Here is a 22,689-nt window from a genome sequence, read left to right on the forward strand (position 1 = left end):
CCGACCTCGGGCGACACGGATCGTCGACGCATGGTGCCGACCCTGTCGCGGACCGCGACAGAACGGGGGTCAGCCACCCAGCAGCGCCACCCGGACCTCGTCCCAGATCTCCTCGCTGGCCGCGACCAGCAGGCCCCGGCCGCCGTCCGCCGGGTGGTAGTCGGTCCCGTCGAAGCGGCGGGCCACCCCGCCGGCCTCGCGTACCAGCAGGGTGCCGGGCGCGTGGTCCCAGGGCAGGGTGCGCCAGAAGAGGACGAAGTGCTGCGCGCCGGTGAGCATGTCGAGGTATTCCCGCCCGGCGCAGTGCTGCCCGGGCAGCAGCTCACCCAACCGCTCGCCGCCCGCCTCCACGGTCCGCCGGGCCTTTGGCGGCAGGAAGCGGGTCATGGCGGTGCCCCGCAGGGCACCGACCTCCGGTGCCGACCGGCTGATCCGGACCGGCGTGCCGTCCAGCCGGGTGCCCGCGCCGGCCCGGCCGGCCGCCAGCGTGCCGGCCAGCGGGTCGTACACCCAGGACGCCGCCGGCAGGCCGTCGGTCAGCAGCGCCACCATCAGGGCGAACGGGCGCCGGCCGGCGGCGAAGTTGGCGGTGCCGTCGATCGGGTCGACCACCCAGACATCGTCGGCGCCGCGCAGGTGCCGCAGCAGGTCCGGGTCCTCAGCGACGGCCTCCTCGCCGACCACCACCGAGCCGGGGCGCAGCCGCCGCAGCCCGGCGGAGATCAGCTCCTCCGCCTGGCGGTCGGCGACGGTGACCACCTCGCCCGGCGCCTTCTCGGAGATGTCGGCGTCGTCGAGCCGGCGGAACATCGGCACCACGACCTCGGCCGCGGCCTTCCGCAGCAGGTCGCCGACGTCCTCCAGCAGCGGCTCACCCACGCGGCGGCAGCTTGACCACGGTGACGAAGAACTCGTCGATCTGGCGGACCACCGAGATGAAGCGCTCGAAGTCCACCGGCTTGGTCACGTAGGCGTTGGCATGCAGCTGGTAGCTGCGCAGGATGTCCTCGTCGGCCTGAGAGGTGGTGAGCACCACGACCGGGATCCGGCAGAGCTGCTCGTCCTTCTTGATCTCCGCCAGCACCTCCCGGCCGTCCCGGCGGGGCAGGTTGAGGTCGAGCAGGATCAGATCGGGGGTCACCGCGTCCGCGTACTGGCCCTCGCGGCGCAGGTAGGCGAGCGCCTCGGCGCCGTCCGAGACCACGGTGAGGCGGTTGCGGAGCTTGTGCTCCTCGAACGCCTCCTGGGTCATCAGCACGTCACCCGGGTCGTCCTCGACCAGCAGGACCTCGACCGGGCTCCTGCCGTCTGCCGGCGCCGTCATCCCACCGTCTCCTTCATGCCACCCGTTGTACCCTCCCGAACCTCGCCCTGGGTCGTCTCCCCCGGTCCCGCGTCCGGCTGCCGGCCGACGGCCGCCTCCGCACCGTCCCCGGTCACCGCCGGGTCCCCGGTCGACTCCTCACCGGCCGCCGGCTCGTCCCCGTCCGTCGCCGGCGCCGCCTCGACGTCGGCCGGCGGCGCGGGCAGGGTGAACCGGATCGCGGTGCCCTCCTCGGCGCCGGTGTCCACCCAGACCCGGCCGCCGTGGTACTCCGCGATCTTCTTGACGATGGCCAGGCCGATGCCGGTGCCCGGGTACGCGTCCTTGGAGTGCAGCCGCTGGAAGATGACGAAGATCTTGTCGGCGAACTCCGGCTCGATCCCGATGCCGTTGTCCTGGCAGTTGATCTCCCACTCGTCGCCGACCAGCCGGGCCGACACGTGCACCTTCGGCGGCGCATCCGGGCGGCGGAACTTGATCGAGTTGCTGACCAGGTTGGCCAGCAGGTTGGTCAGCAACGGCTCCTCGCCGCGGATCACCGGCAGCTCGTCCCAGGTCAGCTCGGCGTCGGCGAACTGGCGGGCGGCCTCGGTCTGGGCGGCCACGTCGCCCATCACCTTGTTCAGGTCGACCTCGGTGAAGCCGGTGGTGAGGCGGCCGATCCGGGAGAACGCGAGCAGGTCGTTGATCAGCCGCTGCATCCGCTGCGCGCCGTCGACGGCGAACGCGATGTACTGGTCGGCGCGCTCGTCGAGCTGGCCCGCGTAGCGCCGCTGGAGGAGCTGGCAGAAGCTGGCCACCTTGCGCAGCGGCTCCTGCAGGTCGTGCGAGGCGACGTACGCGAACTGCTCCAGGTCACGGTTGGACCGGGTCAGCTCCTCGGCCTGCTTCTGGAGCTGGCTGTTGACCCACTCGATACGCTCCCGGGCCTCGCGTACCTCGTCCAGCTCCCGGGCGATCTTCTGCCGCATGCCGTCGACGTCCTCGGCGAGGCGGCGGAACTCCGGCGGCCCGGACCCCTCGATGTGATGCCGGTAGTCGCCGGCGGCGACCTCGCGTACCTGGCCCGCCAGGGCGGCCAGTGGCCGGATCAGGATCCGGTCGAGCGAGAGCAGCAGCAGTGCACCGGCCACCGCCACCACCAGGGCCGCGGCGATCAGCAGCACGACCAGCAAGTTGCTGGTGCTGCTGACCCGCTCGGCGGTCTGCTGCCGGACCAGGCCGATCTCGGCCTGGAGCTGGTCGACCGCGGCCCGGACGCCGTCGAACTGCTGCCGGGTCTGGTCGGTGACCAGCGCCTGCCCGGCCTCCGGGCCGCTGCGCTCGATCGTGCTGATCACCGGCTCGGCGACGTCCGCCCGCCACCGCGCCGCCCGCTGCTCGACCACCGCCAGCTCGCGCCGCACGTCCGGGTAGTCGGTGGCCAACCGCTCCATCGAGGCGACGGTGTCGCGTTCCCGCTTCCGGCCCGAGTCGTACGGGGCGAGGTCCTTGCGGTCGCCGTTCACCGCGTATCCGCGGACAGCTGCCTCCTGGTCGAGCAGGGCGCTCATCAGCTCCTGACTCTGCAACTGGAGCGGAGCGGTCTTGACCAGGACGGCGTCGATGTTCTGCCGGTTCTTCTCGGCGACCAGCGCCTCCGCCGCGGCCAGTCCGAGCAGCAACAGCAGGACCACGCCGAGCAGCGCGACCACCCGGCGCCGCAGGGTCCAGCCCTCCCGGTACGCCGTCACCGGCCATCGCCCCGGGTGACCAGCAGCATGGCGACGTCGTCGGCGAGGGGACCGCCGTTGAGCTGCTCGGCCCGGCCGACCAGCCATCCGGGCAACTCGGGCAGGGACACCGCCTGGTTGGCGGGGTCGGCGAGCAGGTCGGTGAGGCCGGGCACGTCGAGTCGATCGTCGCCGGCGCCCACCCGGCCCTCGATGAGGCCGTCGGTGTACATCAGCAGGGACCAGTCTTCGGTGTCGAACTCCAGGTCGAAGGCCACGGGCGGGCGCGGTCGTACCCCGAGCAGCAGGCCGCCCCGGGCCGGCACGGGAGCGACCTTGCCCCCGCTGAGCAGCAGCGGCGGCGGATGTCCGGCGAGCCGCACGGTGGCCAGGTCGGCCGCCAGGTCGAGCCGGGTGGTCGCCACCGTGGCGAAGATCTCCTGGAGCCGGCGCTCGCTCATCAACACCTGCTCCAGGGCGGGCAGCACCTCGTCGTCCGGCACCCCGGCCAGCACGAGGGCCCGCCAGGCCACCCGGAGCTCGACGCCGAGGGCGGCCTCGTCCACGCCGTGGCCGCAGACGTCGCCGACGATCAGGTCGATCCGGTCCGGCCGGGTCTGCACCACGTCGTAGAAGTCGCCGCCGATCAGCGCGGCGTGCCGGCCGGGACGGTAGAAGGTGTGCACCGACACCTGGTCGGTGGTCATCAGCGGCTGCGGCAGCAGACCCCGCTCCAGGCGGGCGGACTCGGCCTGGCGCAGCTCCACCTCGCGCAGCCGGCGGGCGTTCTCGTCGGCCCGCTTGCGTTCCACCGCGTAGCGCAGGGCGCGGGCCAGCAGCACCCCGTCCACCTGGCCCTTGACCAGATAGTCCTGGGCGCCCTCGGCGACCGCCACGATCCCCAGGTGCTCGTCGGAGCGGCCGGTGAGCACGCAGACCGCCGCTCCGCTGGCCATCTCCACCACCCGGCGCAGCCCGTCCAGGCCCTGCGCGTCGGGGAGGCCGAGGTCGAGCAGCACGCAGTCCACCCCGGTCATCCGCTGCCGGGCCTCGCTGAGGCTGGCGGCGACCAGCAGGTCGATGTTTGCGTTGGTCTCGGCGAGCAGCTCGCCGACCAGGAACGCGTCGCCCTCGTCGTCCTCGACCAGCAACACCCGCAGCCGCTCGCCGGGCGGCACGTTGGCGTGATGCCCGAAACCACCCTGCGGCACGGCCCGGGGCGCGACGGAGGCCCCGGGCAGGCCGGGCCCCCGGTGCGGCCGGGTCACCGCCGCGAGACGCGGAAGTTCGCTGGTGATGTCGGACTCCTTCCGAGTGCCCTGCTGATCCTGTCTCAGACCACGGTCGCACACAACACGACCGGAGCGCCCACCGGCGGCGGCCCAGGTGGGGAGTGTCGCCACGGTCCGCCGGGGGGCAGGATGATCCCACCCCGACCACCCCGAGGAGTTCCCGTGGGCGTACCCCCCACCCGGGCGGCCGACCGGGCGCTGGCCCGGCCGCGCCGCCGGCTGCTCGCCGCCGCCGCGGCGCTCGCGGCATTGCTGACCGTCGGCGCGGGCGTCCTCGTCGACCTGGCCACCCCGGCGCCCCGCCCCGCCACCGCACCGGCGGACCAGTTCAGCGCCGACCGGGCGTACGAGCACGTCAAGGTCGTCGCGGCCCGGCCGCACGTGGCCGGGAGCCCGGCCAACGACCAGGTCCGCGAGCACCTGGTGGGGGTCCTGCGCGGCCTCGGCCTGGAGACCACGGTGCAGGACACCGTCGCCCCGGAGGCCGGGCAGCTCAGCGGCGCCGCCGGCGGGGCGACCGTGGCCCGGGTGCGCAACGTGGTGGCCCGGCTGCCCGGCACCGCCGCCACCGGGCGGGTGTTCCTGGTGGCCCACTACGACTCGGTGCAGTCCGGCCCGGGCGGCAACGACGACGCCGCCGGCACCGCCAGCATCCTGGAGGTGGCCCGGGCGCTGACCGCCGGCCCGCGCCCACGCAACGACATCGTGTTCGTGCTCACCGACGCGGAGGAGGCGTGCCTCTGCGGCGCCTCCGCGTTCGCCGGCAGCCATCCGCTGGCCGCCGACGGCGGGGTGGTGCTCAACCTGGAGGCGCGCGGCTCCACCGGTCCGGTGATCATGTTCGAGACGTCCCGGGACAACGCGAAGCTGGTGGACGTCTTCGGCCGGGCCGCCCCGCACCCGGTGGGCACCTCCTTCGCCGTGGAGATCTACCGGGCGCTGCCGAACGACACCGACTTCACCGCCTTCCTCGACCACGACTTCGTCGGGCTGAACTCGGCGTACATCGACGGCGGCGCGATCTACCACACGCCGCTGGACGTCCCAGCGGTGCTGGACCGGGGCAGCCTCCAGCAGCACGGCGACAACGCGCTCGGGCTGGCCCGCGAGTTCGGCCGGACCGACCTGACGAAACTGGGCTCCGACCACGACGCCACCTACTTCCCGGTGCCGGGCGGCCTGGTCCGCTACCCCGGCTGGCTCACCCTGCCACTGGCGCTGCTCGCCCTGGTCGCGGTCGGCCTGCTCGGCTGGCTGCTGCGCCGGCGCGGCCGGGCCACCACCGGCCGGCTCGCCGCCGGCGTCGGGCTGGCCCTCGTGCCCGTCGTCGTGGCCCCGCTGGGCGCGTGGCTGCTCTGGGCCGCGATCACCAAGATCCGCCCCGGTTACCTCGAACTGCTCGACCCGTACCGGCCGGTCTGGTACCGGCTCGCCGTGGTGGCGCTCGCCGCGGCGGTCCTGCTCACCTGGTACGCGCTGACCCGCCGGTGGGCCGGTCCGGCCGCCCTCGCGTTCGGCGGGCTGACCTGGCTGGCCCTGTTCGGGGTGCTGCTCGCCGTGCTGGTTCCGGGTGGCGCGTACCTCGCCACCCTGCCCGCGCTGGCCGGCGCGCTCGCCGGGCTGGCGGCGCTGGCCACCCGGCTGGACGGTCCCGGGCCGGTGGTCGCGGTGACCCTGGCCGGCGCGGTGGCCGTGGTGATCCTGCTCCCCACCGTGGTGCTGCTCTTCCCGGCGCTCGGCATGGCGATGGGCGGGGTGGCGGCGCTGTTCGCGGTGCTGCTCGGCCTGGCCGCGCTGCCGGTGGTCGACCTGCTGCACCCGCATGCCGGCGGCCAGCGCGGCCTGCTGGCGCTGCGGGCCCGCCGGCTCGCCCCGCTGCCGGCGGCCGCCGCCGGGCTCGCCGCCGTCGTGCTCGCCGGGGTCGGCCTGGCCGTGGACCGCTTCGACGCCGCCCACCCCGTGCCCACCCACCTGATGTACGCCCTGGACGCCGGTACCGGCGAGGCCCGGTGGCTCAGCCGCGAGGACGAGCCGCAGCCCTGGACCGCCGGGTACCTCGACGGGACGGCTTCCGCGGCCGACGACTTCCCCGCGCTGGGCGACGCCAGGCTCCGCAGCGGCCCGGCGCAGGCGGCGGATCTGCCCGCGCCCAAGCTGGAGGTGCTCGCCGACGCCGCGCTCATCGGGCAGCGCACCCTGCGGGTCCGGGTGACCCCCCAGCGGCCGGTCCGCCTGCTCTCGCTGCACGTGGACGGCTTGACCGTGGTGGAGTCGTCGACCGTCAACGGGGTCGCGACGGGCGGCGGCCGGGTCACCGACGGCCGGCCGTGGGGCTTCGGCATCGTCTTCCATGCGCCGCCACCGGAGGGCGTGGAGATCACCCTGGTGGTGGCGCCCGGGCACCGGCCGCTGCTGCGGGTCATGGACGCCAGCGACGGCCTGGCCGCTGTCCCCGGCTTCCGCCCCCGCCCGCCCGACGTGGGCGTGGTCGGCTCGCACAGCTCCGAGATGCTGGCGGTGGCCCGCACGTATCCCCCTGTGACCCGGGCCGGGCGGCCGGGACCCGGACGCGCGCCGCCCGGGCTCCGGCCGTCCGCCGACGAACGGCGGGTACGGGCCGCCTCGGCTGGCCCCGATCCGATCAGGAATCAAGAAGCGCCAGGCTGTCGTCGTGCCTAGCCTTCCTTATGGCCGGCATCGCGCCGAGCCTTGAGCGTCGAAAGGCAGCCCGAAAATGCCCACGAAGAACTCCCAGACCGAGCCCGCCGGCTTCAGCGCCGAGGAGCGCGCCGCGATGAAGGAGCGCGCCGCCGAGCTGCGCGCCGAGGGCAAGAAGGGCGCCAAGAAGGCCGACGATCTCCAGGCCGCCCTCGACAGCATCGCGAAGATGGCGCCGGAGGATCGTGAGCTCGCCGAGCGCGTGCACATGGCGGTGACCACCGCCGCCCCGGAGCTGTCGCCAAAGACCTGGTACGGGATGCCCGCCTACGCGAACGCGGACGGCAAGGTCGTCGTCGCCTTCAAGAACTCGGGCAAGTTCAACACTCGGTACTCGACCCTGGAATTCCAGGACGCGGCCAACCTTGACGACGGGGACATGTGGCCGGTGTCGTACGCGCTCCAGAAGTGGAGCCCCGTGGTGGAGCAGAAGATCGTCGAGCTGATGAAGGCCGCGGTCTCCTGACTGTCACAGCCCGACCTGACCCGCAGCTCCCTCGACCCACGCGTCGCTCCCTCTCGGCACCCGGACCCGACGGGCGTGGCAACTGGCGTCGGACGGAGACACCTGACAATGTGAACCGATGCTGAATCAGGTGGCCGACGGCGTCTGGGTCCGGCAGAGCGAGTGGGTCTGGAGCAACGCCATCGTGGTGCGCGGCGAGGATGGTTTGGTCCTGGTCGATCCCGGCATCGACGGTTCCGATCTGAATGAGCTCGCCGATGACGTGGACCGGCTCGGCATTCCGGTGGTCGCCGGGTTCTCCACCCATCCCCACTGGGACCACCTGCTCTGGCATCCCCGGTTCGGCGACGTGCCGCGCTACGCCACCCCCGCCGGCGCCCAGGCTGCCAGTGAAGCCCGAGAGCGGGCGCAGAAGATGGCGGCGGAGAGCGCATCGGGCATCCCGCTCGAGGTGATCGGGCTCCTCACCCCGCTGCCCGCGGACGGGGGACCCGTGCCGGGCGAGATCGTCGAGCATCAGGCGCACGCTGTCGGCCACGCCGCGATCCTCCTCGCGGACCGTGGCGTCCTGATCGCCGGCGACATGCTCTCTGACGTCCTGATCCCGCTCCTCGACCCGCGCCGCCCCGATCAGGTGGACGCCTACGAGACGGCACTCGACCGGCTGGGTGAGGCGGCCAGCCACATCGAAGTCCTGATCCCCGGCCACGGGGCCGTTGCCGAGGGTCCCGAGGTCGCGGCCCGCCTCGCCGCCGATCATGCCTACATCGACGCGCTGCGGCGAGGCAAGGAACCGGTCGACGCGCGTCTGGGTCAAGACTGGCTGTCCGGCCCCCACCAGTCGAACCTGGAGCAGGCCCGCCGCTCATCCGGATGAACTTCGGCGTCATCGCGCTCATGGTCACCACCCGATGAGCCGCCGATCGGCGGCCACACGGCACAGAGCGCATGTCGTCGTTACTTCCAGCGGAAGTGCACGAAGAGGCGGCCGAAGTTCTTCGAATCCTTCTCGACCCGGTGGTAGAGCTGCTTGACGTCCTTCTGGTCGAGGAAGCGCAGCACCCGCTTCTTGAGCTGGCCGGAGCCCTTGCCGGGGATGATCTCCACCAGGGTGGCCTTCTTCGCCACCGCCTCGTCCATGATCCCGCGCAGCGCGCGGTCGATGTCGTGCCCCTTGTTGAAGATGTCGTGGAGATCGAGCTTGAGCTTCACCAGCCCATCGTAGGCACGCCGGGCCGCCGGGCCCGACGACGGCGAAGGGCAGCCCGCCCGGGCTGCCCTTCGCCGTCTCGTACTGGTGGCGGTCAGCGACCGCCGCTGACCCGGCTCTCCACCCGGCGCAGCGCCTCGGCGTAGTCGGCGTTGGTCGAATGCATGGCCGCCGCGATGCGCAGGTGCCGCAGGGCGTCGACGGGCCGGTTCAGCCGTTCCAGGGTCCGGCCCAGCACGTGGTGGGCGTAGTGGTCGCTCGGGTCCCGGTCGACCAGCTCCCGGAGCTGCTCCTCGGCCCGGTTGAGCTGGGCCGACTGGAAGTACGCCCGGGCCAGCAGCTGCCGCACCGAGGAGTTGCCGGGCTCCGCCTCGACGATCGGCTCGAGTAGCCGGGCCGCTCCGGTCGGGTCACCCGCTTCGAAGAACATGGTCGCCCGCCGGTACTCCGCCAGAAGATCCACTCGACCCACCTCCTCGTGTCGCACCGCCCTTTGTCCGACGCTGGCACAACATCAGCCGGACCGCGAGTGTTCCCCCGGTCGAAGTTGCGCCTCAGGCCGTCGGGTCGTACCGGTCGCCGACCAGTTCCCAGGCCCGGACACCACCGACGATCCCGGCTGTGTTCGGGACGACCACCACGTCGTCGCCCATCCGGGTGAGTTGTTCCGGCCGGATCAGCCGCGAGTTGCCCCCGCCGAGATAGAGCCGGTCCCAGCGGAAGACCGGCCGCAGCCCCTCCACCACCTGCCGGATCCGCCGCGACCAGAACGCGTCGCCCAGGCGCCGGCGTTCCGGCTCCCCGATGTACGTGTCGTAGGTGGTGTTCCAGCGCACCGGGGCGTGCGACAGCTCCAGGTGCGGGGCGAGCACCCCGCCGTCGAAGAGCGCGCTGCCCAGCCCGGTGCCGAGGGTCAGCACCAGCTCGCAGCCGGTCCCGGCGACCACGCCCGCGCCGTGCACCTCGGCGTCGTTGAGCACCAGCGCCGGGATGCCGAACGCCTCGGCCAGTGCGCTGCGCGCGTCGTATCCGGACCAGTCGGCCACCAGCGCCGGGTCGATCTTGCTGCGCGGCCCGGACCGGGTGACGTAGTGCGGGGTGGCCACCACCACGCCGTGCCGGATCATGCCGGGCATCCCGACCGTGAGCCGGTCCGCCGCCGGCAGGCTGCCGGCCAGGTCCAGCAGCGTCTTGACGAAGAGCGACGGCGGCAACGGGTACGGCGTCGGCACCCGTACCGGGCGGGCCCGCATGGTCCCGGCGGCGTCCAGCACGGACGCCTTGATGCCGCCACCGCCACAGTCGATCGCCAGAGTGGTCACCACGGCAGTGAGTCTCCCTCAGCTCGGTCACGTTCCGAGCCCCGGTCATCCTGATCGGCCGCGGAGTGCCGCGCCGGTAGGCTCGATCTCCTCATGAGCGCCACGTTGATCGCCAAGGACCTCACCGCCGGGCACGGTGACCGCCTGCTCTTCGCCGACCTGGACCTGGTCGTCGCCCCCGGCGACGTGGTCGGGCTGGTCGGGGTGAACGGCGCCGGCAAGTCCACGCTGTTGCGTACCCTCGCCGGGCTCCAGCCACGCGAGCACGGCTCGGTGGCGTTGAACCCGCCCACCGCCACGGTCGGCTATCTGCCCCAGGAGCCGGAGCGTCGGCCGGGCGAAACGGTCCGGCACTTCCTGGCCCGGCGTACCGGGGTGGCGGCGGCACAGGCCGCGCTGGACGCGGCCACCGAGGCGCTCACCGCCGGGGCCGAGGGCGCCGACAACACGTACGCCGAGGCGCTGGAGCGCTGGCTCGACCTCGGCGGCGCGGACCTGGACGAGCGGGCCGAGCAGGTGGCCGCCGAGCTGGGCCTGGCGGTCGACCTGGACCATCCGATGACCGCCCTCTCCGGCGGCCAGGCGGCCCGGGCCGGGCTGGCCTCCCTGCTGCTCAGCCGGTACGACGTCTTCCTGCTCGACGAGCCCACCAACGACCTGGACCTGGCCGGGCTGGAGCGGCTGGAGCGGTTCGTCACCGGGCTGCGGGCCGGGACCGTGCTGGTCAGCCACGACCGGGAGTTCCTCACCCGGACGGTGACCCGGGTGGTGGAGCTGGACCTGCACCAGCGGCAGGTCCGGCACTACGGGGGCGGCTACGCAGCCTACCTGGAGGAGCGGGAGGTGGCCCGCCGGCACGCCCGGGAGGAGTACGAGGAGTACGCCGATACCCGAGCCGATCTGGAGGCACGGGCCCGGATGCAACGCGCCTGGATGGAGAAGGGCGTGAAGAACGCCCGGCGCAAGGCCACCGACAACGACAAGATCGGCCGCAAGTTCCGCACCGAGTCCACCGAGAAGCAGGCGGCGAAGGCCAAGCAGACGGCGCGGCTGATCGAGCGGCTGGAGGTGATCGAGGAGCCGCGCAAGGAGTGGGAGCTGCGGATGGAGATCGCCGCCGCGCCCCGCGCCGGTGCCGTGGTGGCCTCGCTCCGGGGCGCCGTCGTACGCCGGGGCGGCTTCGCGCTGGGCCCGGTGAACCTCCAGATCGACTGGGCCGACCGGGTGGCGATCACCGGGGCGAACGGCTCTGGCAAGAGCACCCTGCTCGCCGCGCTGCTGGGCCGGCTGCCGCTCGACGAGGGCCACGCCGCGCTCGGCCCCGGGGTGGTGGTGGGCGAGGTCGACCAGGCCCGGGGGCTGTTCCTCGGCGACCAGCCCCTGGTGGACGCCTTCGGCGCCGCCGTACCGGAGTTGAACCCGGCGGACGTGCGGACCCTGCTGGCGAAGTTCGGCCTGCGCGCGGACCATGTGCTGCGGTCGGCGGCGACTCTCTCCCCCGGCGAGCGGACCCGGGCCGCGCTGGCCCTGCTTCAGGGGCGCGGGGTGAACCTGCTGGTGCTGGACGAGCCGACCAACCATCTCGACCTGCCGGCGATCGAGCAGCTCGAGTCGGCCCTGGCCACGTACCCGGGGACGCTGCTGCTGGTGACCCACGACCGGCGGATGCTGGACGCGGTGAGCGTCAACCGGCGGCTGCGGGTCGACGCCGGACGGATCGCCGAGGACTGATCCGTGCCGACCCGGTCGCGCCGGGTGACAATGACCCCATGCTCAAGTGGGAGTACGCGCTACTGGTCCGCCGCCGCCAGGCGGCCACCAGCGACGCCGGCTGGGAGATCGTGTTCGTCTGGTACGGCCCGGACGGCTCGATGGTCGACGTCACCCCGTACGGTGACACCGCGCTGGCCCACCTCAACCGGGCCGGTGACCAGGGCTGGGAACTGGTCGCGATGAGCGAGGACCCCTCGCTGCCGGGCAACAACGAGCTGCACCGCTACCACCTCAAGCGGCCCAAGCCGGCCGTGGCGCCGCCCCGCCAGCGGATCCGGGGCGCCAACCGGGGCCGCCGCAGCCTCTCCGGCTGACCCGGCGCCCGGCCGTCGCCGGCTCGCTCGGCGGTTGCCGGCCGGCGGTCGCCGCTGTTTGGGCCGCTCCCGCGGGTGTCGGCCGGCGATCCGAGGCATACCGGGCGGCGATGCGGGTATCGCGCGCCCGGAGGTGGCGCATGGTCACGATGGCGCAGTCCCCACCCTCGGCCCAGCGGCTGCGGATGATCGACGGGTTCCTCGTCGAGGCGTGGGCCGATCTGACACGCCACGATGAGCGGCTGCGCCCGCTCACCGTGGAGGTGCGCTTCGACCGGGGCGTCGCGCACCTGAGCGGCGAGGTGGCCGACCCGGCCGAGCTGCGCCTGGTCCGGGACATGGTGGGCCGCCTCGCCGGGGTGCTCGGCGTCTGGTGCCGGGTGGCCGTCGCCGGCCGGGCGCCGGTGGTGGTGGACCTGGGCTGCGGCGCGACCAAGCAGTGGCCGGGCAACCTGGGGCTGGACATCTACCCGGCGCCGGGGGTGGACGCGGTGGCCGACCTCGGCGGCTCGCTGCCGCTCGCCGACGACTCGGTGGACGTGTTCTTCGCGGTGCACATCATGGAGCATCTGATCGACTTCCTGCCGCTGTTCGACGAGTGCCACCGGGCGCTGCGGCCGGGAGGCGTGCTGCACGTGATGAGCCCCTGGTGGCGGCACGTGAACGCGGTCGCCGACCCGACCCACGTACGACTGCTGGACGTGCAGACCTTCAAGGGCATCTGCGGTCAGCGCCCGCCCGGCACCCCGCGCTGGTACCCGCTGCACGTCGGCTGCGACGGCGCCTCCATCTTCGCCGACCTCACCCCCCTCGCCCCCGACGACCCACCCCCACCCCCCTACCACCTGGCCCGCTTCTTCGACTGACCCACCCGCTCCCACCCCACCCGTCTCACGGGTTGATCATGAGGTTGACGGCGGACCGATCCAGAACGCCGCCAACCTCATGATCAACGCAGGAAGTGCGGGCGGCGGGAGCGGCCGGGGCAGGCGTCAGGGGGCGCTTTCGCGGAGGGCCAGGCGGTGGGGAGCCACCAGCTCCCGGGGCGGCGCGCCGCGGTCGGCGGCGAGGCGGTCGGCGAGCAGGTCGACGGCGAGGCGGGCGATCCGCTCCTTGTCCGGGGCGACGGTGCTGAGGGTGGGGATCGAGAAGCGCCCGTCCTCGATGTCGTCGAACCCGGCCACCGCCACGTCCTCGGGCACCCGCAGCCCGGCCTCGTGCAGCGCGCGCAGGGCGCCGAGGGCGAGGGTGTCGTTGAAGCAGAAGACCCCGTCGGGGCGTACGCCGGAATCCAGCAGGGCGCGCATGGCGGCCGCGCCGTCGGCCCGGTGCCAGGCGGCCGCGGGGGCCACCAGGCGCTCGTCGTACCCGAGGCCGGCGTCGGCCAGCGCGGCAGCGTAGCCGGCCAGGCGGAGCCGGGCGCTGGCACCCTCGGGGGTGCGTTGGGCGCCGATCGCGGCGATCCGGCGGCGGCCGAGGCCGACCAGATGCGCGGTGATCTGCCGGGCGGCGGTCACGTTGTCGATCACCACGTGGTCGGCCGGGCCGTGGTCCACCCGCTCGCCGAGCAGCACCATGGGCAGGCCGTCGAGGCCGGCGAGGTCGGCGGCGGTGAGTGCGAGCGGGCTGAAGATCAGCCCGTCGATCAGATGGTCGCCGATCCCGCGGGCCGCCTTCCGTTCCTGCTCGGGGCCGCCGCCGGTCTGGTCGATCAGCACCGTCCAGCCGTGCTCGGCGGCGGCGGTGACCACGTGCCGGGCCAGCTCGGCGAAGTAGGGGATGTCCAGCTCCGGCACGGCCAGGGCGATCACCCCGGTCCGCCCCTTCCGCAGGCTGCGGGCCGACAGGTTGGGGCGGTAGTTGAGCTCGGCGATAGCCTGCTCGACCCGGGCCCGGGTGTCCGGCCGTACGTGCTGGTAGCCGTTCACCACGTTGGACACCGTCTTCACCGACACGCCGGCCCGTTCGGCGACGTCCTTGAGCCTGTGTCGCACTGGCCCGTCCTCCCCTTCGGCTCTGCCGGCACTGTATCGCGCCGAGACCTCTTTACAACGTTGATTACAACGTTGTAGAAAGCTGAGGTACGGGGTGACCGAGGTCACCCCGACCGGTACGAGGAAAGGTGGCACCCGTGCGGAGCGCCCAGCTGACGATCGACCCGTCGTTCACCATCGGAGCGGCCGACCGCCGTCTCTTCGGTTCCTTCGTCGAGCACATGGGGCGCTGCGTCTACGGCGGTGTCTACGAGCCGGGCCACGCCACCGCCGACGCCGGCGGCTTCCGCCGGGACGTCCTGGACCTCACCCGGGAACTGGGCGTCTCCGTGGTGCGCTACCCCGGCGGCAACTTCGTCTCCGGCTACCGTTGGGAGGACGGCGTCGGCCCGGTCGGCGACCGGCCGCGCCGGCTCGACCTGGCCTGGAAGACCATCGAGACCAACGCGTTCGGGCTGGGCGAGTTCATGGCCTGGGCGGCGGAGGCCCGCGTCGAGCCGATGATGGCGGTCAACCTCGGCACCCGGGGTGTGCAAGAGGCCTGCGACCTACTCGAATACGCCAACCACCCGGGCGGCACCCAGCTGTCGGACCTGCGCCGCAAGCACGGCGCCGAGGAGCCGTACGGGGTGCGGCTCTGGTGCCTCGGCAACGAGCTCGACGGGCCCTGGCAGGTGGGCCACAAGACCGCCGACGAGTACGGCCGGCTCGCGGCCGAGACCGCCCGTGCCATGAAGAAGATCGACCCGTCGATCAGTCTGGTCGCCTGCGGCAGCTCCAACCGGCGGATGCCCACCTTCGCCTCCTGGGAGGCGACCGTCCTGGAGCACACCTACGAGCACGTCGACTACATCTCCGCCCACACCTACTACGACCCGTCCGACGGCGACCGGGCCAGCCTGCTGGCCTCCGCGGTGGACATGGACAACTTCATCCGCGACGTGGTGGCCACCGCCGACCATGTGGCCGCCCGGCTGCGCCAGCGGCGGAAGCTGAAGATCTCCTTCGACGAGTGGAACGTCTGGTACGAGTCCCGCCTGCAGGCCGACCTGGACCGGCGCGGCTGGGTCGAGGCGCCGGCGCTGATCGAGGACGACTTCACCGCGGTCGACGCGGTGGTGGTGGGAGACCTGCTCATCACCCTGCTCCGGCACGCCGACCGCGTCGGGGTGGCCTGCCAGGCACAGCTGGCCAACGTCATCGCCCCGATCCGTACCCGCACCGGCGGGCCGGCCTGGCGGCAGAGCATCTTCCACCCGTTCGCCCTCACCGCCCGCCACGCCCGCGGCACGGTGCTGCGTACCGAGCCGGTCTCCCCCACCTACCCCACCGGGAAGTACGGCGACGTGCCGGTGCTGGACACCGTCGCGGTGCACGACGAGGAGACCGGCGAGCTGGCCGTCTTCGCGGTCAACCGCGACCAGGACGACCTCGTCGTCGACCTGGACCTGCGCGCGCTGCCCGGCCTGCGCGCCCGGGAACACCGCGCGCTCGCCGCCGGGATCGACCCGACGGCCACCAACACCGAGACCGAGCCCGAGCGGGTGACGACCCGCGGGCTCCCCACCCCCACCCTCGACGGCGGCCGGTGCTCCGTGGTGCTGCCCGCCTGCTCCTGGAACCTGCTGCGCTTCGCACCCCAGCCGTGACCAGGAAATACCGCATCCCGTCCCCCAAGGAGTACCCATGATCCAGAACGAGATGAGCCGGCGGCGCCTGCTCAGCCTCGGCGTCGGGCTCGGCGCCGCGGCCACCCTGACCCTGGCCGGCTGCGGCGGCAGCAGCATCTCCGACAAGCCGAGTGCCGCCGGCAACGGCGGCAAGGACTACACCGGTCCCAAGGTCGACCTGAAGCTGTGGAACGGTTTCACCGGCGGCGACGGCGAGATCTTCAAGCAGTTGGTCACCCAGTTCAACGGCGAACACCAGAACATCGCGGTCAGCGTGGTCACCTACGAGTGGCAGGACTACTACAGCAAGCTGCCCGGTGCCGTCTCGAGCGGCAACGGCCCCGACATCGCCGTCATGCACATGGACCAGCTCGCCACCTTCGCCGCCCGCGGGGTGATCATGGAGCTGGACGACGTGGCGAAAACGCTGGAACTCAGCGAGGGGGATTTCGCACCGACGGTCTGGAAGGGCGGTCTCTACCACGACAAGCGGTACGGCATCCCGCTCGACATGCACCCGCTGGGCCTCTACTACAACAAGGCGGCCATGCAGCGGGCCGGCCTCGACCCGAACAAGCCGCCGACCACCAAGGACGAGTACACGGCGGCGCTGACCGAGCTGAAGAAGGCGGGGATCCAGGGTTTCTGGGTCAGCCCGTTCCAGTTCACCGGCGGAATGACCTACTACTCGCTGCTGCACCAGTGGGGCGGCACCCTGTTCGACGGGGACGTCGCCAAGGCCACCTTCAACTCCGATCCCGCGGTCGAGGCGTGCACCTGGCTGGTGGACATGATCAAGCAAGGGTTCTCGCCGGCCAACGTGGGCCAGGACGCCGACTACCTGGCACTCAAGAGCGGCAAGAACGCCTTCAACTGGAACGGCATCTGGCAGATCAACGACCTGAAGAAGAGCCCGGACGTGCAGTGGGGCGTCGCGCCGCTGCCGCAGATCGGCAGCCAGCAGGCGGCCTGGGCCAACTCGCACAACTTCACCATCGTCAAGCAGCGCAGCGCCGACAACAACAAGGTCGCCGGCGCGAAGGTCTTCATCAACTGGCTCAGCCAGCACTCGCTGGACTGGGCCAAGGGCGGCCAGGTGCCCGCCCGCAAGGCGGTCCGGGAGAGCGCCGAGTTCAAGGCGCTGCCGGAGATCAGCTCGCTCGCGCCGGAGCTGGCGTACGCCGCGTTCCCGCCGGCCGCTCCCGGCCTGGGTGAGGTGATGACCACCTTCTACAACGCCTTCAACGAGGCCGCGCTGGGCAAGAAGTCTCCGAAGCAGGCGCTGGACGACGGCGTGGCCAAGGCGAACAAGCAGCTCGAGGATAACCGCAAGAAGTACGGGAGCTGATCCGCCGTGGCGGACGTGATCGAGGTCGGGGCGGCGCGCGGAGACGCGCCGCCTCCGGCGGGCGGAACGCGCCGTCCGGGCGGCGTCACCGCGCGGGGGCACCGGGCCACCCCCTACCTCTTCCTCGCGCCGTACCTGGTCCTGTTCCTGGTGTTCGGGCTGCTGCCGATCCTCTTCGGGGTCTGGATCAGCCTGCACCAGTGGGACCTTCAGCTGCCCCACCGGCCCTTCATCGGGCTGGACAACTACCGGGACCTCTTCTCCAGCGACTCGGCGATCTACGGCGACTGGTGGTCCAGCCTCCGGGCCACCGCGATCTTCACCGTGCTGTCGGTACCGCTGCTGGTGGTCGTACCCCTGGGGCTGGCCCTGCTGCTCAACCGTTCCTTCCCCGGGCGGACCTTCTTCCGGGCCGCCTTCTTCGCCCCGTACGTCCTCGGCGTCGCGGTGATCGGCCTGCTCTGGCGCTTCCTGCTCGACGCCAACCTGGGTCTGGTCAACCGGCTGCTCGGGGTGCTCGGCCTGCCCTCCGACACGCCCTGGGTGACCGACGTGCCGTGGGCCTGGGTGTCGCTGGTCGGAGTGACGGTGTGGTGGACCTGCGGCTTCAACGCGGTGATCTACCTGGCCGGGCTGCAGGACATTCCGGCGGAGCTGTACGAGGCGGCCCGGGTGGACGGGGCGAACGTCTGGGACCGGTTCCGGCACGTCACGCTTCCCGGCCTGCGCCCGGTGCTGCTCTTCGTGCTGACCACCACGATCCTCGCCTCGGCGAACGTCTTCGGGCAGTCCTTCCTGATCACCCAGGGTGCGCCGGGCGAGGAGACCCGGACGGTGGTCTGGCGGATCGTGGACGAGGGGCTGCGGGACTACGACGCCGGCCGTGCGGCCGCGATGAGCGTGCTCTTCGCGCTGATGCTCGCCGTGGTCAGCGTCCTGAACTTCCGGCTGTTCCGCTACCGGGAAGACTGAGGGGGCGACGATGACGAGTCTGCGTGGGGCCGTGCGCTACGCCGTCCTGTTGCTGATCACCGCGGTCTTCGTGACCCCGCTGGTCTGGATGGCCCTCACGTCGGTGAAGACCTACGCCGACGCGCAGCAGGACCCACCGAGCTGGCTGCCGAACCCGTTCTCCACCTACGGGTACGACCAGATCATCAACAACACCGCCAACCCGGTGCTGCGCTGGTTCGTCAACAGCATGCTGGCGGCCAGCCTGCACACCCTGCTGGTGCTGGCCACCGCCACCATGGCCGCGTACGCCCTGGCGCGGATGCGGTTCCGCGGCCGGGCGCTGAGCTTCGCGCTGATCGTGGGGACGCTCTTCCTCCCGCCGACCTCGCTGATCATCCCGAACTTCGTGATCGCCGATCGGCTGGGCTGGCTCGACACGCTGACCGTGGTGGTGGTTCCGGGCGCGGCCAGCGCGTTCGGGGTCTTCTTCCTCCGGCAGTTCTTCCTCTCGATCCCCCGCGAGCTGGAGGAGGCCGCCGTGCTGGACGGGGCGAACCACTGGCAGGTCTTCACCCGGGTGCTGCTGCCGCTGTCGAAGCCGGCGCTGGCCACCCTGGCGGTGCTGTCGTTCCTCACCAACTGGAACGACTTCCTCTGGCCGGTCTACGTGCTGTTCAGCCCGGAGCGGCTCACCCTCCCCGCGGGCCTCGGCCTGCTCCAGGGCGCCTACGTCACCGACTACCCGGTGATCATGGCGGGGGCGGTGCTGGCCAGCGTGCCGGTGCTGATCCTCTTCGTCACCGCCCAACGACACATCATCCAGGGTGTCTCGCGCAGCGGCCTGAAGGGATGATCGGCCGGCGGACCCGACGCAGCGGCGCGGCCCTGGCCGCCGCGCTGCTCGTCGCCGGTTGCGGCAGCGAACCAATGTCGAGCACGCCGGAGGAGGCGCGTGTGTTCACCAACCCGGTCGTCCGGACCGACGCCCCCGACCCGCAGGCGATCCGGGTCGGCGAGACCTGGTACCTGTTCCACACCAACAGCGGCGGCCGGAACGTCCCGGTGCTCACCTCCCCGGACCTGGTCGACTGGATCCCCGCCGGGGACGCCCTGCCCGAGCTGCCCGACTGGGCCCAGGCCGGGAAGACCTGGGCGCCGGAGGCGATCCAGCTCGGCCCCGACCGGTTCGTCCTCTACTACACCGTCGCGGACCGGGCCTCCGGGCGGCAGTGCGTGGGCCGCGCGGTGGCGGCCACGCCCCTCGGGCCGTACCGGGACGACTCGTCCGGGCCGCTGATCTGCCAGGCCGACCTGGGCGGCTCGATCGACGCCAGCCCCTACCGGGACGCCGACGGCAGCCTCTGGCTGCTGTGGAAGAACGACGGCAACGCGATCGGCGTGGACACCTGGCTCTGGTCGCAGCGCCTCTCCCCGGACGGGCTGCGGCTGACGGGCAGGCCGACCAGGTTGCTGAAGCAGACCGAGGCGTGGGAGGGCGCGCTGGTGGAAGGGCCGTTCCTGCACCGGCACGACGGCCGGCTCTACCTCTTCTTCGCCGCCAACGCCTACGACCGGGACACGTACGCCGAGGGCTACGCGGTCTGCGAGAGCCCAGCCGGGCCGTGCGTAAAGGCCCCGGAGAACCCGATCCTGAAGTCCAACGCGGTCGCCTCCGGCCCCGGGCACGCCTCGTTGGTGGCGCAGGACGGCCGCACCTGGCTGCTCTATCACGCCTGGCCGCCGGGGCAGGAGGGCAGCGTCGACCCCGGCCGCCAGGTCTGGCTGGACGAACTCGTCTGGCAGGACGGCAGACCGGTTCTCCATGGCCCCACCGCCGAGCCCCAGCCGAGGCCCTGACCGCGCGACCCTGAGCCTCGCGGGGCGCGGCTCAGCGGAGGGCGGGGACGCTCCACCCCGGCACCGGGAGCGGTAACCCGACACCAGCCGTGTCGGAGAGGCCACGATCCGCAGTGTGCGGCGGGTCACCCTCGGGCGTTCGGTCCCACCTGGGCATCGATCCGCCGGGAAGTCTTGCGCCGCCTGGCGATTGATGAAATTTTCCTACCGGCGGCGAATGCTCTGCGGCGAATCTTTCCGGATGCGCCCCGGTGCCCGTCGCCACCCGACACCTCCCGGAGCCCAACGAAGGGAACCGCACCGCATGAAGGCAACTCGGCTCAGCGCCGCCGGGCTGGCCGTGGCGCTGCTCGGCGCACTCGTCGCCGGCACCCCCGCGCGCGCCGCGGACACCGACGCCACGACCACCTCCTCGACCACCTGCACCACCGACCCGGCCACCCCGAAGCGGCAGTTCCGCGCCATGTGGATCGCCTCGGTGACCAACATCGACTGGCCCAGCAAGGCCTCCTGGACCGCGCCGGACCAGGTCGCCAAGCAGAAGGCGGAGTACCTGGGCTGGCTCGACCTGGCCCAGCAGCTCAACCACAACGCCGTCGTCGTCCAGGTCCGCCCGACGGCGGACGCGTTCTGGCCGTCGCCGGTGGAGCCCTGGTCGGAGTACCTGACCGGGGTACGCGGCCAGGACCCGGGCTGGGACCCGCTGGCCTTCCTCGTCGAGGAGTCGCACAAGCGGAACCTGGAGTTCCACGCCTGGTTCAACCCGTACCGGGTCTCCATGCCGGCCCCGGGCGGCGCCGGCGCCGACCTGTCGAAGCTCGCCCCGAACTCGCCGGCCCGGCAGCACCCCGACTGGGTGTTCGCCTACCCGCCGGCCGGGGTCGCCGGCAGCCGGCTCTACTACAACCCCGGCATCCCCGAGGTCCGCGAGTTCGTCCAGACCGCGATGATGGACGCGGTCAACCGGTACGACATCGACGGCGTGCACTTCGACGACTACTTCTACCCGTACCCGAGCGGCACGTACCAGTACCCGGACGACGCCACCTTCGCGCAGTACAACCGGGGCTTCACCAACCAGGCCGACTGGCGGCGGGACAACATCAACCTGCTGATCCAGGAGATGAACGCCAAGATCAAGGCGGTCAAGCCGTGGGTGAAGTTCGGCGTCAGCCCGTTCGGCATCTGGCGCAACAAGTCGGCCGACCCGAACGGCTCGGACACCACCGGCTCGCAGTCGTACGACATCATCTCCGCCGACACCCGTAAGTGGATCAAGGAGGAGTGGATCGACTACGTGGTGCCGCAGCTCTACTGGTACATCGGCCAGTACCCGGCCGCCGACTACGCCCGGCTGGTGCCGTGGTGGGCCGAGCAGGTGCGCGGCACCAAGGTGCAGCTCTACATCGGCCAGGCCGACTACAAGAGCGGTGAACCCGCGTACGGGTCGTTCTGGATGAACCCGAACGAGCTGTCGAACCACCTGACGCTCAACCGGTCGTACCCGGAGGTGCTCGGCAACGTGCACTTCTCGGCGGTGCAGGTGAAGGCCAACCGGCTCGGCGCCACCGACAACTACGCCGCCGAGCACTACTCCCGTCCGGCGCTGGTGCCGGCGATGGCGCACCTGCCGGCCAAGCCGCTGCTCTTCCCGGTGATCACCGGGGCCGACCGGCAGGCCGACGGGGTGCACCTGACCTGGCGGCAGCCGGCGGACGGCAACGGCCCGTTCGGCACCGCCACCTCGTACGCCGTCTACCGGTTCGACGGCACCGGGAAGGCCGAGGCGTGCGCCTTCGCCGACGCGTCCCACCTGGTGGCGACCGTCCGGGGCACCGACGGTGACGTGCAGTCCTGGGTGGACGCCGACGCGGCGGCCGGCCAGAGCTACACGTACTACGTGACCGCGCTCGACCGGGTCTGGAACGAGGGCCCGGCCAGCCCGGCGCGCGTCGTGCGCTGACCCACCTCGAATGCCCCCGGCCGCCCCGGCGACCGGGGGCATTCGTCTGTTTCGACGTATGTCACCAAACCGTAGCCTGGCCGCCGTTGCCCATCCATCGATGAAAGTCGACACTTGGTGATCACCCGTGCTCCTTGTCCCGAGCCCCGACCCGCGGAGGATCCCGTGTCCCGACGCCTCGCCACCGTCCTCACTTCCGGCGCGTTCGCGCTGCTCACCGCCCTCGGTGTCGCCTCGCCCGCGCAGGCCGCCGTGAGCCGTGAGCAGAAGCTCAGCGTGCTGTCGAGCTGGACCCAGACCAGCGCCACCAGCTACAACGCCTGGAACGCCGGCCGGCTGAACAAGGCCGCCTGGTCCGAGTACGCCTTCGACTGGTCGACCGACTACTGCTCGTCCAGCCCGGACAACCCGCTCGGCTTCAACTTCGAGCTTTCCTGCTACCGGCACGACTTCGGCTACCGCAACCACAAGGCGATGGGCATCTTCTCGGCCAACAAGGCGCGCCTCGACAGCGCCTTCTACGAGGACCTGAAGCGGGTCTGCGCCACCTACAACTCGGTGGTCCGCCCGGCCTGCACCAGCCTCGCCTGGACGTACTACCAGGCGGTCAAGAACTTCGGCTCCGTCGCCGCAGTCAAGCAGGCCGACCTCGACCGCGCCGCCCGCATCAAGGCCGACGCCGAGCGCCGCGCCGCCCTCCGCTCCTGACCGCCTGGCCCCGCCCCGACCCGGCTGATCAAGAAGTTCGCGTCGCCGCCCGCCGGGCATCCCG

21 protein-coding genes are annotated in these 22,689 nt (G+C 72.2%); 13 read left to right on the plus strand and 8 right to left on the minus strand.

The genetic code is table 11. From position 1 onward, the window contains the following. Positions 1-69: 69 nt before the first annotated feature. From ACFYML_RS01375 to ACFYML_RS01390, 4 genes are read right to left on the minus strand one after another with little or no spacing between them, the layout of a single operon-like run. The gene (locus tag ACFYML_RS01375; RefSeq protein WP_387418718.1) at positions 70-879 is read right to left on the minus strand and encodes an inositol monophosphatase family protein; all 810 of its coding nucleotides are present in this window, start codon (positions 877-879) and stop codon (positions 70-72) included. Continuing rightward, positions 872-1,324 (minus strand): response regulator, encoded by a 453-nt coding sequence (locus tag ACFYML_RS01380; protein ID WP_387418719.1) that lies wholly within the window; start codon positions 1,322-1,324, stop codon positions 872-874. The genes ACFYML_RS01375 and ACFYML_RS01380 overlap by 8 nt, the downstream gene beginning before the upstream one ends. Further along, positions 1,321-3,057 carry an ATP-binding protein gene (locus ACFYML_RS01385; RefSeq protein ID WP_387418720.1) on the minus strand — a complete coding sequence of 579 codons (1,737 nt, stop codon included), beginning with the start codon at positions 3,055-3,057 and terminating at the stop codon, positions 1,321-1,323. Before ACFYML_RS01385 ends, ACFYML_RS01380 begins: the two co-directional genes overlap by 4 nt. Next, positions 3,054-4,304, minus strand: a complete 1,251-nt coding sequence (locus ACFYML_RS01390; RefSeq protein WP_387418721.1) for a PP2C family protein-serine/threonine phosphatase — start codon at positions 4,302-4,304, stop codon at positions 3,054-3,056. The genes ACFYML_RS01385 and ACFYML_RS01390 overlap by 4 nt, the downstream gene beginning before the upstream one ends. Positions 4,305-4,490: 186 nt before the next feature. On the opposite strand from ACFYML_RS01390, the gene ACFYML_RS01395 reads away from it, so the two are divergent. From ACFYML_RS01395 to ACFYML_RS01405, 3 genes are all read left to right on the plus strand, one after another. Continuing rightward, the gene (locus tag ACFYML_RS01395) at positions 4,491-7,007 is read left to right on the plus strand and encodes a M28 family peptidase (protein ID WP_387418722.1); all 2,517 of its coding nucleotides are present in this window, start codon (positions 4,491-4,493) and stop codon (positions 7,005-7,007) included. 55 nt (positions 7,008-7,062) lie between these two features. After that, a complete protein-coding gene (locus tag ACFYML_RS01400; RefSeq protein WP_387418723.1) occupies positions 7,063-7,512 on the plus strand; it encodes an iron chaperone in 450 nt (149 codons plus the stop codon). 118 nt (positions 7,513-7,630) lie between these two features. Next, positions 7,631-8,389, plus strand: a complete 759-nt coding sequence (locus ACFYML_RS01405) for an MBL fold metallo-hydrolase (protein WP_387418724.1) — start codon at positions 7,631-7,633, stop codon at positions 8,387-8,389. A gap of 80 nt (positions 8,390-8,469) precedes the next feature. On the opposite strand, the gene ACFYML_RS01410 is transcribed toward ACFYML_RS01405, so the two are convergent. The 3 genes from ACFYML_RS01410 to ACFYML_RS01420 all read right to left on the minus strand — a co-directional run bounded on the left by ACFYML_RS01410 (position 8,470) and on the right by ACFYML_RS01420 (position 10,047). Continuing rightward, on the minus strand, positions 8,470-8,724 hold the full coding sequence (locus tag ACFYML_RS01410; protein WP_013736060.1) for a Smr/MutS family protein: 255 nt from the start codon (positions 8,722-8,724) through the stop codon (positions 8,470-8,472). 92 nt (positions 8,725-8,816) lie between these two features. Next, entirely contained in the window at positions 8,817-9,185 is a 369-nt protein-coding gene (locus ACFYML_RS01415; protein ID WP_073834396.1) for a M48 family metallopeptidase, read from the minus strand. 91 nt (positions 9,186-9,276) lie between these two features. After that, complete coding sequence (locus ACFYML_RS01420) at positions 9,277-10,047, minus strand: ROK family protein (protein WP_073834397.1); 771 nt, start codon at positions 10,045-10,047, stop codon at positions 9,277-9,279. A gap of 90 nt (positions 10,048-10,137) precedes the next feature. Here ACFYML_RS01420 and ACFYML_RS01425 point away from each other — a divergent pair, with 90 nt between their 5' ends. The 3 genes from ACFYML_RS01425 (at position 10,138) to ACFYML_RS01435 (ending at position 12,997) form a co-directional block, all read left to right on the plus strand. Then, positions 10,138-11,775 carry an ABC-F family ATP-binding cassette domain-containing protein gene (locus ACFYML_RS01425; RefSeq protein WP_387418725.1) on the plus strand — a complete coding sequence of 546 codons (1,638 nt, stop codon included), beginning with the start codon at positions 10,138-10,140 and terminating at the stop codon, positions 11,773-11,775. Positions 11,776-11,813: 38 nt separating this feature from the next. After that, positions 11,814-12,131 (plus strand): hypothetical protein, encoded by a 318-nt coding sequence (locus ACFYML_RS01430; protein WP_387418726.1) that lies wholly within the window; start codon positions 11,814-11,816, stop codon positions 12,129-12,131. Positions 12,132-12,271: 140 nt separating this feature from the next. Continuing rightward, positions 12,272-12,997: a methyltransferase domain-containing protein gene (locus ACFYML_RS01435; protein WP_357438391.1), complete on the plus strand. Its 726-nt coding sequence runs from the start codon at positions 12,272-12,274 to the stop codon at positions 12,995-12,997. Between the two features lie 126 nt (positions 12,998-13,123). On the opposite strand, the gene ACFYML_RS01440 is transcribed toward ACFYML_RS01435, so the two are convergent. Beyond that, positions 13,124-14,125, minus strand: a complete 1,002-nt coding sequence (locus ACFYML_RS01440; protein ID WP_387418727.1) for a LacI family DNA-binding transcriptional regulator — start codon at positions 14,123-14,125, stop codon at positions 13,124-13,126. 137 nt (positions 14,126-14,262) lie between these two features. On the opposite strand from ACFYML_RS01440, the gene ACFYML_RS01445 reads away from it, so the two are divergent. The 7 genes from ACFYML_RS01445 to ACFYML_RS01475 all read left to right on the plus strand — a co-directional run bounded on the left by ACFYML_RS01445 (position 14,263) and on the right by ACFYML_RS01475 (position 22,625). After that, a complete protein-coding gene (locus tag ACFYML_RS01445; RefSeq protein ID WP_387418728.1) occupies positions 14,263-15,774 on the plus strand; it encodes an alpha-N-arabinofuranosidase in 1,512 nt (503 codons plus the stop codon). Between the two features lie 37 nt (positions 15,775-15,811). After that, positions 15,812-17,143, plus strand: a complete 1,332-nt coding sequence (locus ACFYML_RS01450; RefSeq protein ID WP_387418729.1) for an ABC transporter substrate-binding protein — start codon at positions 15,812-15,814, stop codon at positions 17,141-17,143. A gap of 6 nt (positions 17,144-17,149) precedes the next feature. Beyond that, positions 17,150-18,115, plus strand: coding sequence for a carbohydrate ABC transporter permease (locus ACFYML_RS01455; protein WP_387418730.1), 966 nt, complete (start codon positions 17,150-17,152; stop codon positions 18,113-18,115). 10 nt (positions 18,116-18,125) lie between these two features. Beyond that, entirely contained in the window at positions 18,126-18,950 is an 825-nt protein-coding gene (locus ACFYML_RS01460; RefSeq protein WP_387418731.1) for a carbohydrate ABC transporter permease, read from the plus strand. After that, a complete protein-coding gene (locus ACFYML_RS01465; RefSeq protein WP_387418732.1) occupies positions 18,947-19,954 on the plus strand; it encodes a glycoside hydrolase family 43 protein in 1,008 nt (335 codons plus the stop codon). Before ACFYML_RS01460 ends, ACFYML_RS01465 begins: the two co-directional genes overlap by 4 nt. A gap of 304 nt (positions 19,955-20,258) precedes the next feature. Beyond that, positions 20,259-21,917 (plus strand): glycoside hydrolase family 10 protein, encoded by a 1,659-nt coding sequence (locus tag ACFYML_RS01470; protein WP_387418733.1) that lies wholly within the window; start codon positions 20,259-20,261, stop codon positions 21,915-21,917. Positions 21,918-22,082: 165 nt separating this feature from the next. Then, positions 22,083-22,625, plus strand: a complete 543-nt coding sequence (locus tag ACFYML_RS01475) for a phospholipase (protein ID WP_387418735.1) — start codon at positions 22,083-22,085, stop codon at positions 22,623-22,625. Positions 22,626-22,689 lie beyond the last annotated feature (64 nt).

Source organism: Micromonospora sp. NPDC007230 (assembly GCF_042869115.1).
In the GTDB taxonomy this organism is placed as follows: Bacteria; Actinomycetota; Actinomycetes; order Mycobacteriales; family Micromonosporaceae; genus Micromonospora.

Excerpts from the sequence above, each read along its gene's own strand:
- ACFYML_RS01380 (WP_387418719.1), bottom strand. The coding sequence starts at position 1,324 with ATGACGGCGCCGGCAGACGGCAGGAGCCCGGTCGAGGTCCTGCTGGTC.
- ACFYML_RS01400 (WP_387418723.1), top strand. The coding sequence starts at position 7,063 with ATGCCCACGAAGAACTCCCAGACCGAGCCCGCCGGCTTCAGCGCCGAG.
- ACFYML_RS01405 (WP_387418724.1), top strand. The coding sequence starts at position 7,631 with ATGCTGAATCAGGTGGCCGACGGCGTCTGGGTCCGGCAGAGCGAGTGG.
- ACFYML_RS01425 (WP_387418725.1), top strand. The coding sequence starts at position 10,138 with ATGAGCGCCACGTTGATCGCCAAGGACCTCACCGCCGGGCACGGTGAC.
- ACFYML_RS01430 (WP_387418726.1), top strand. The coding sequence starts at position 11,814 with ATGCTCAAGTGGGAGTACGCGCTACTGGTCCGCCGCCGCCAGGCGGCC.
- ACFYML_RS01435 (WP_357438391.1), top strand. The coding sequence starts at position 12,272 with ATGGTCACGATGGCGCAGTCCCCACCCTCGGCCCAGCGGCTGCGGATG.
- ACFYML_RS01450 (WP_387418729.1), top strand. The coding sequence starts at position 15,812 with ATGATCCAGAACGAGATGAGCCGGCGGCGCCTGCTCAGCCTCGGCGTC.
- ACFYML_RS01460 (WP_387418731.1), top strand. The coding sequence starts at position 18,126 with ATGACGAGTCTGCGTGGGGCCGTGCGCTACGCCGTCCTGTTGCTGATC.
- ACFYML_RS01465 (WP_387418732.1), top strand. The coding sequence starts at position 18,947 with ATGATCGGCCGGCGGACCCGACGCAGCGGCGCGGCCCTGGCCGCCGCG.
- ACFYML_RS01470 (WP_387418733.1), top strand. The coding sequence starts at position 20,259 with ATGAAGGCAACTCGGCTCAGCGCCGCCGGGCTGGCCGTGGCGCTGCTC.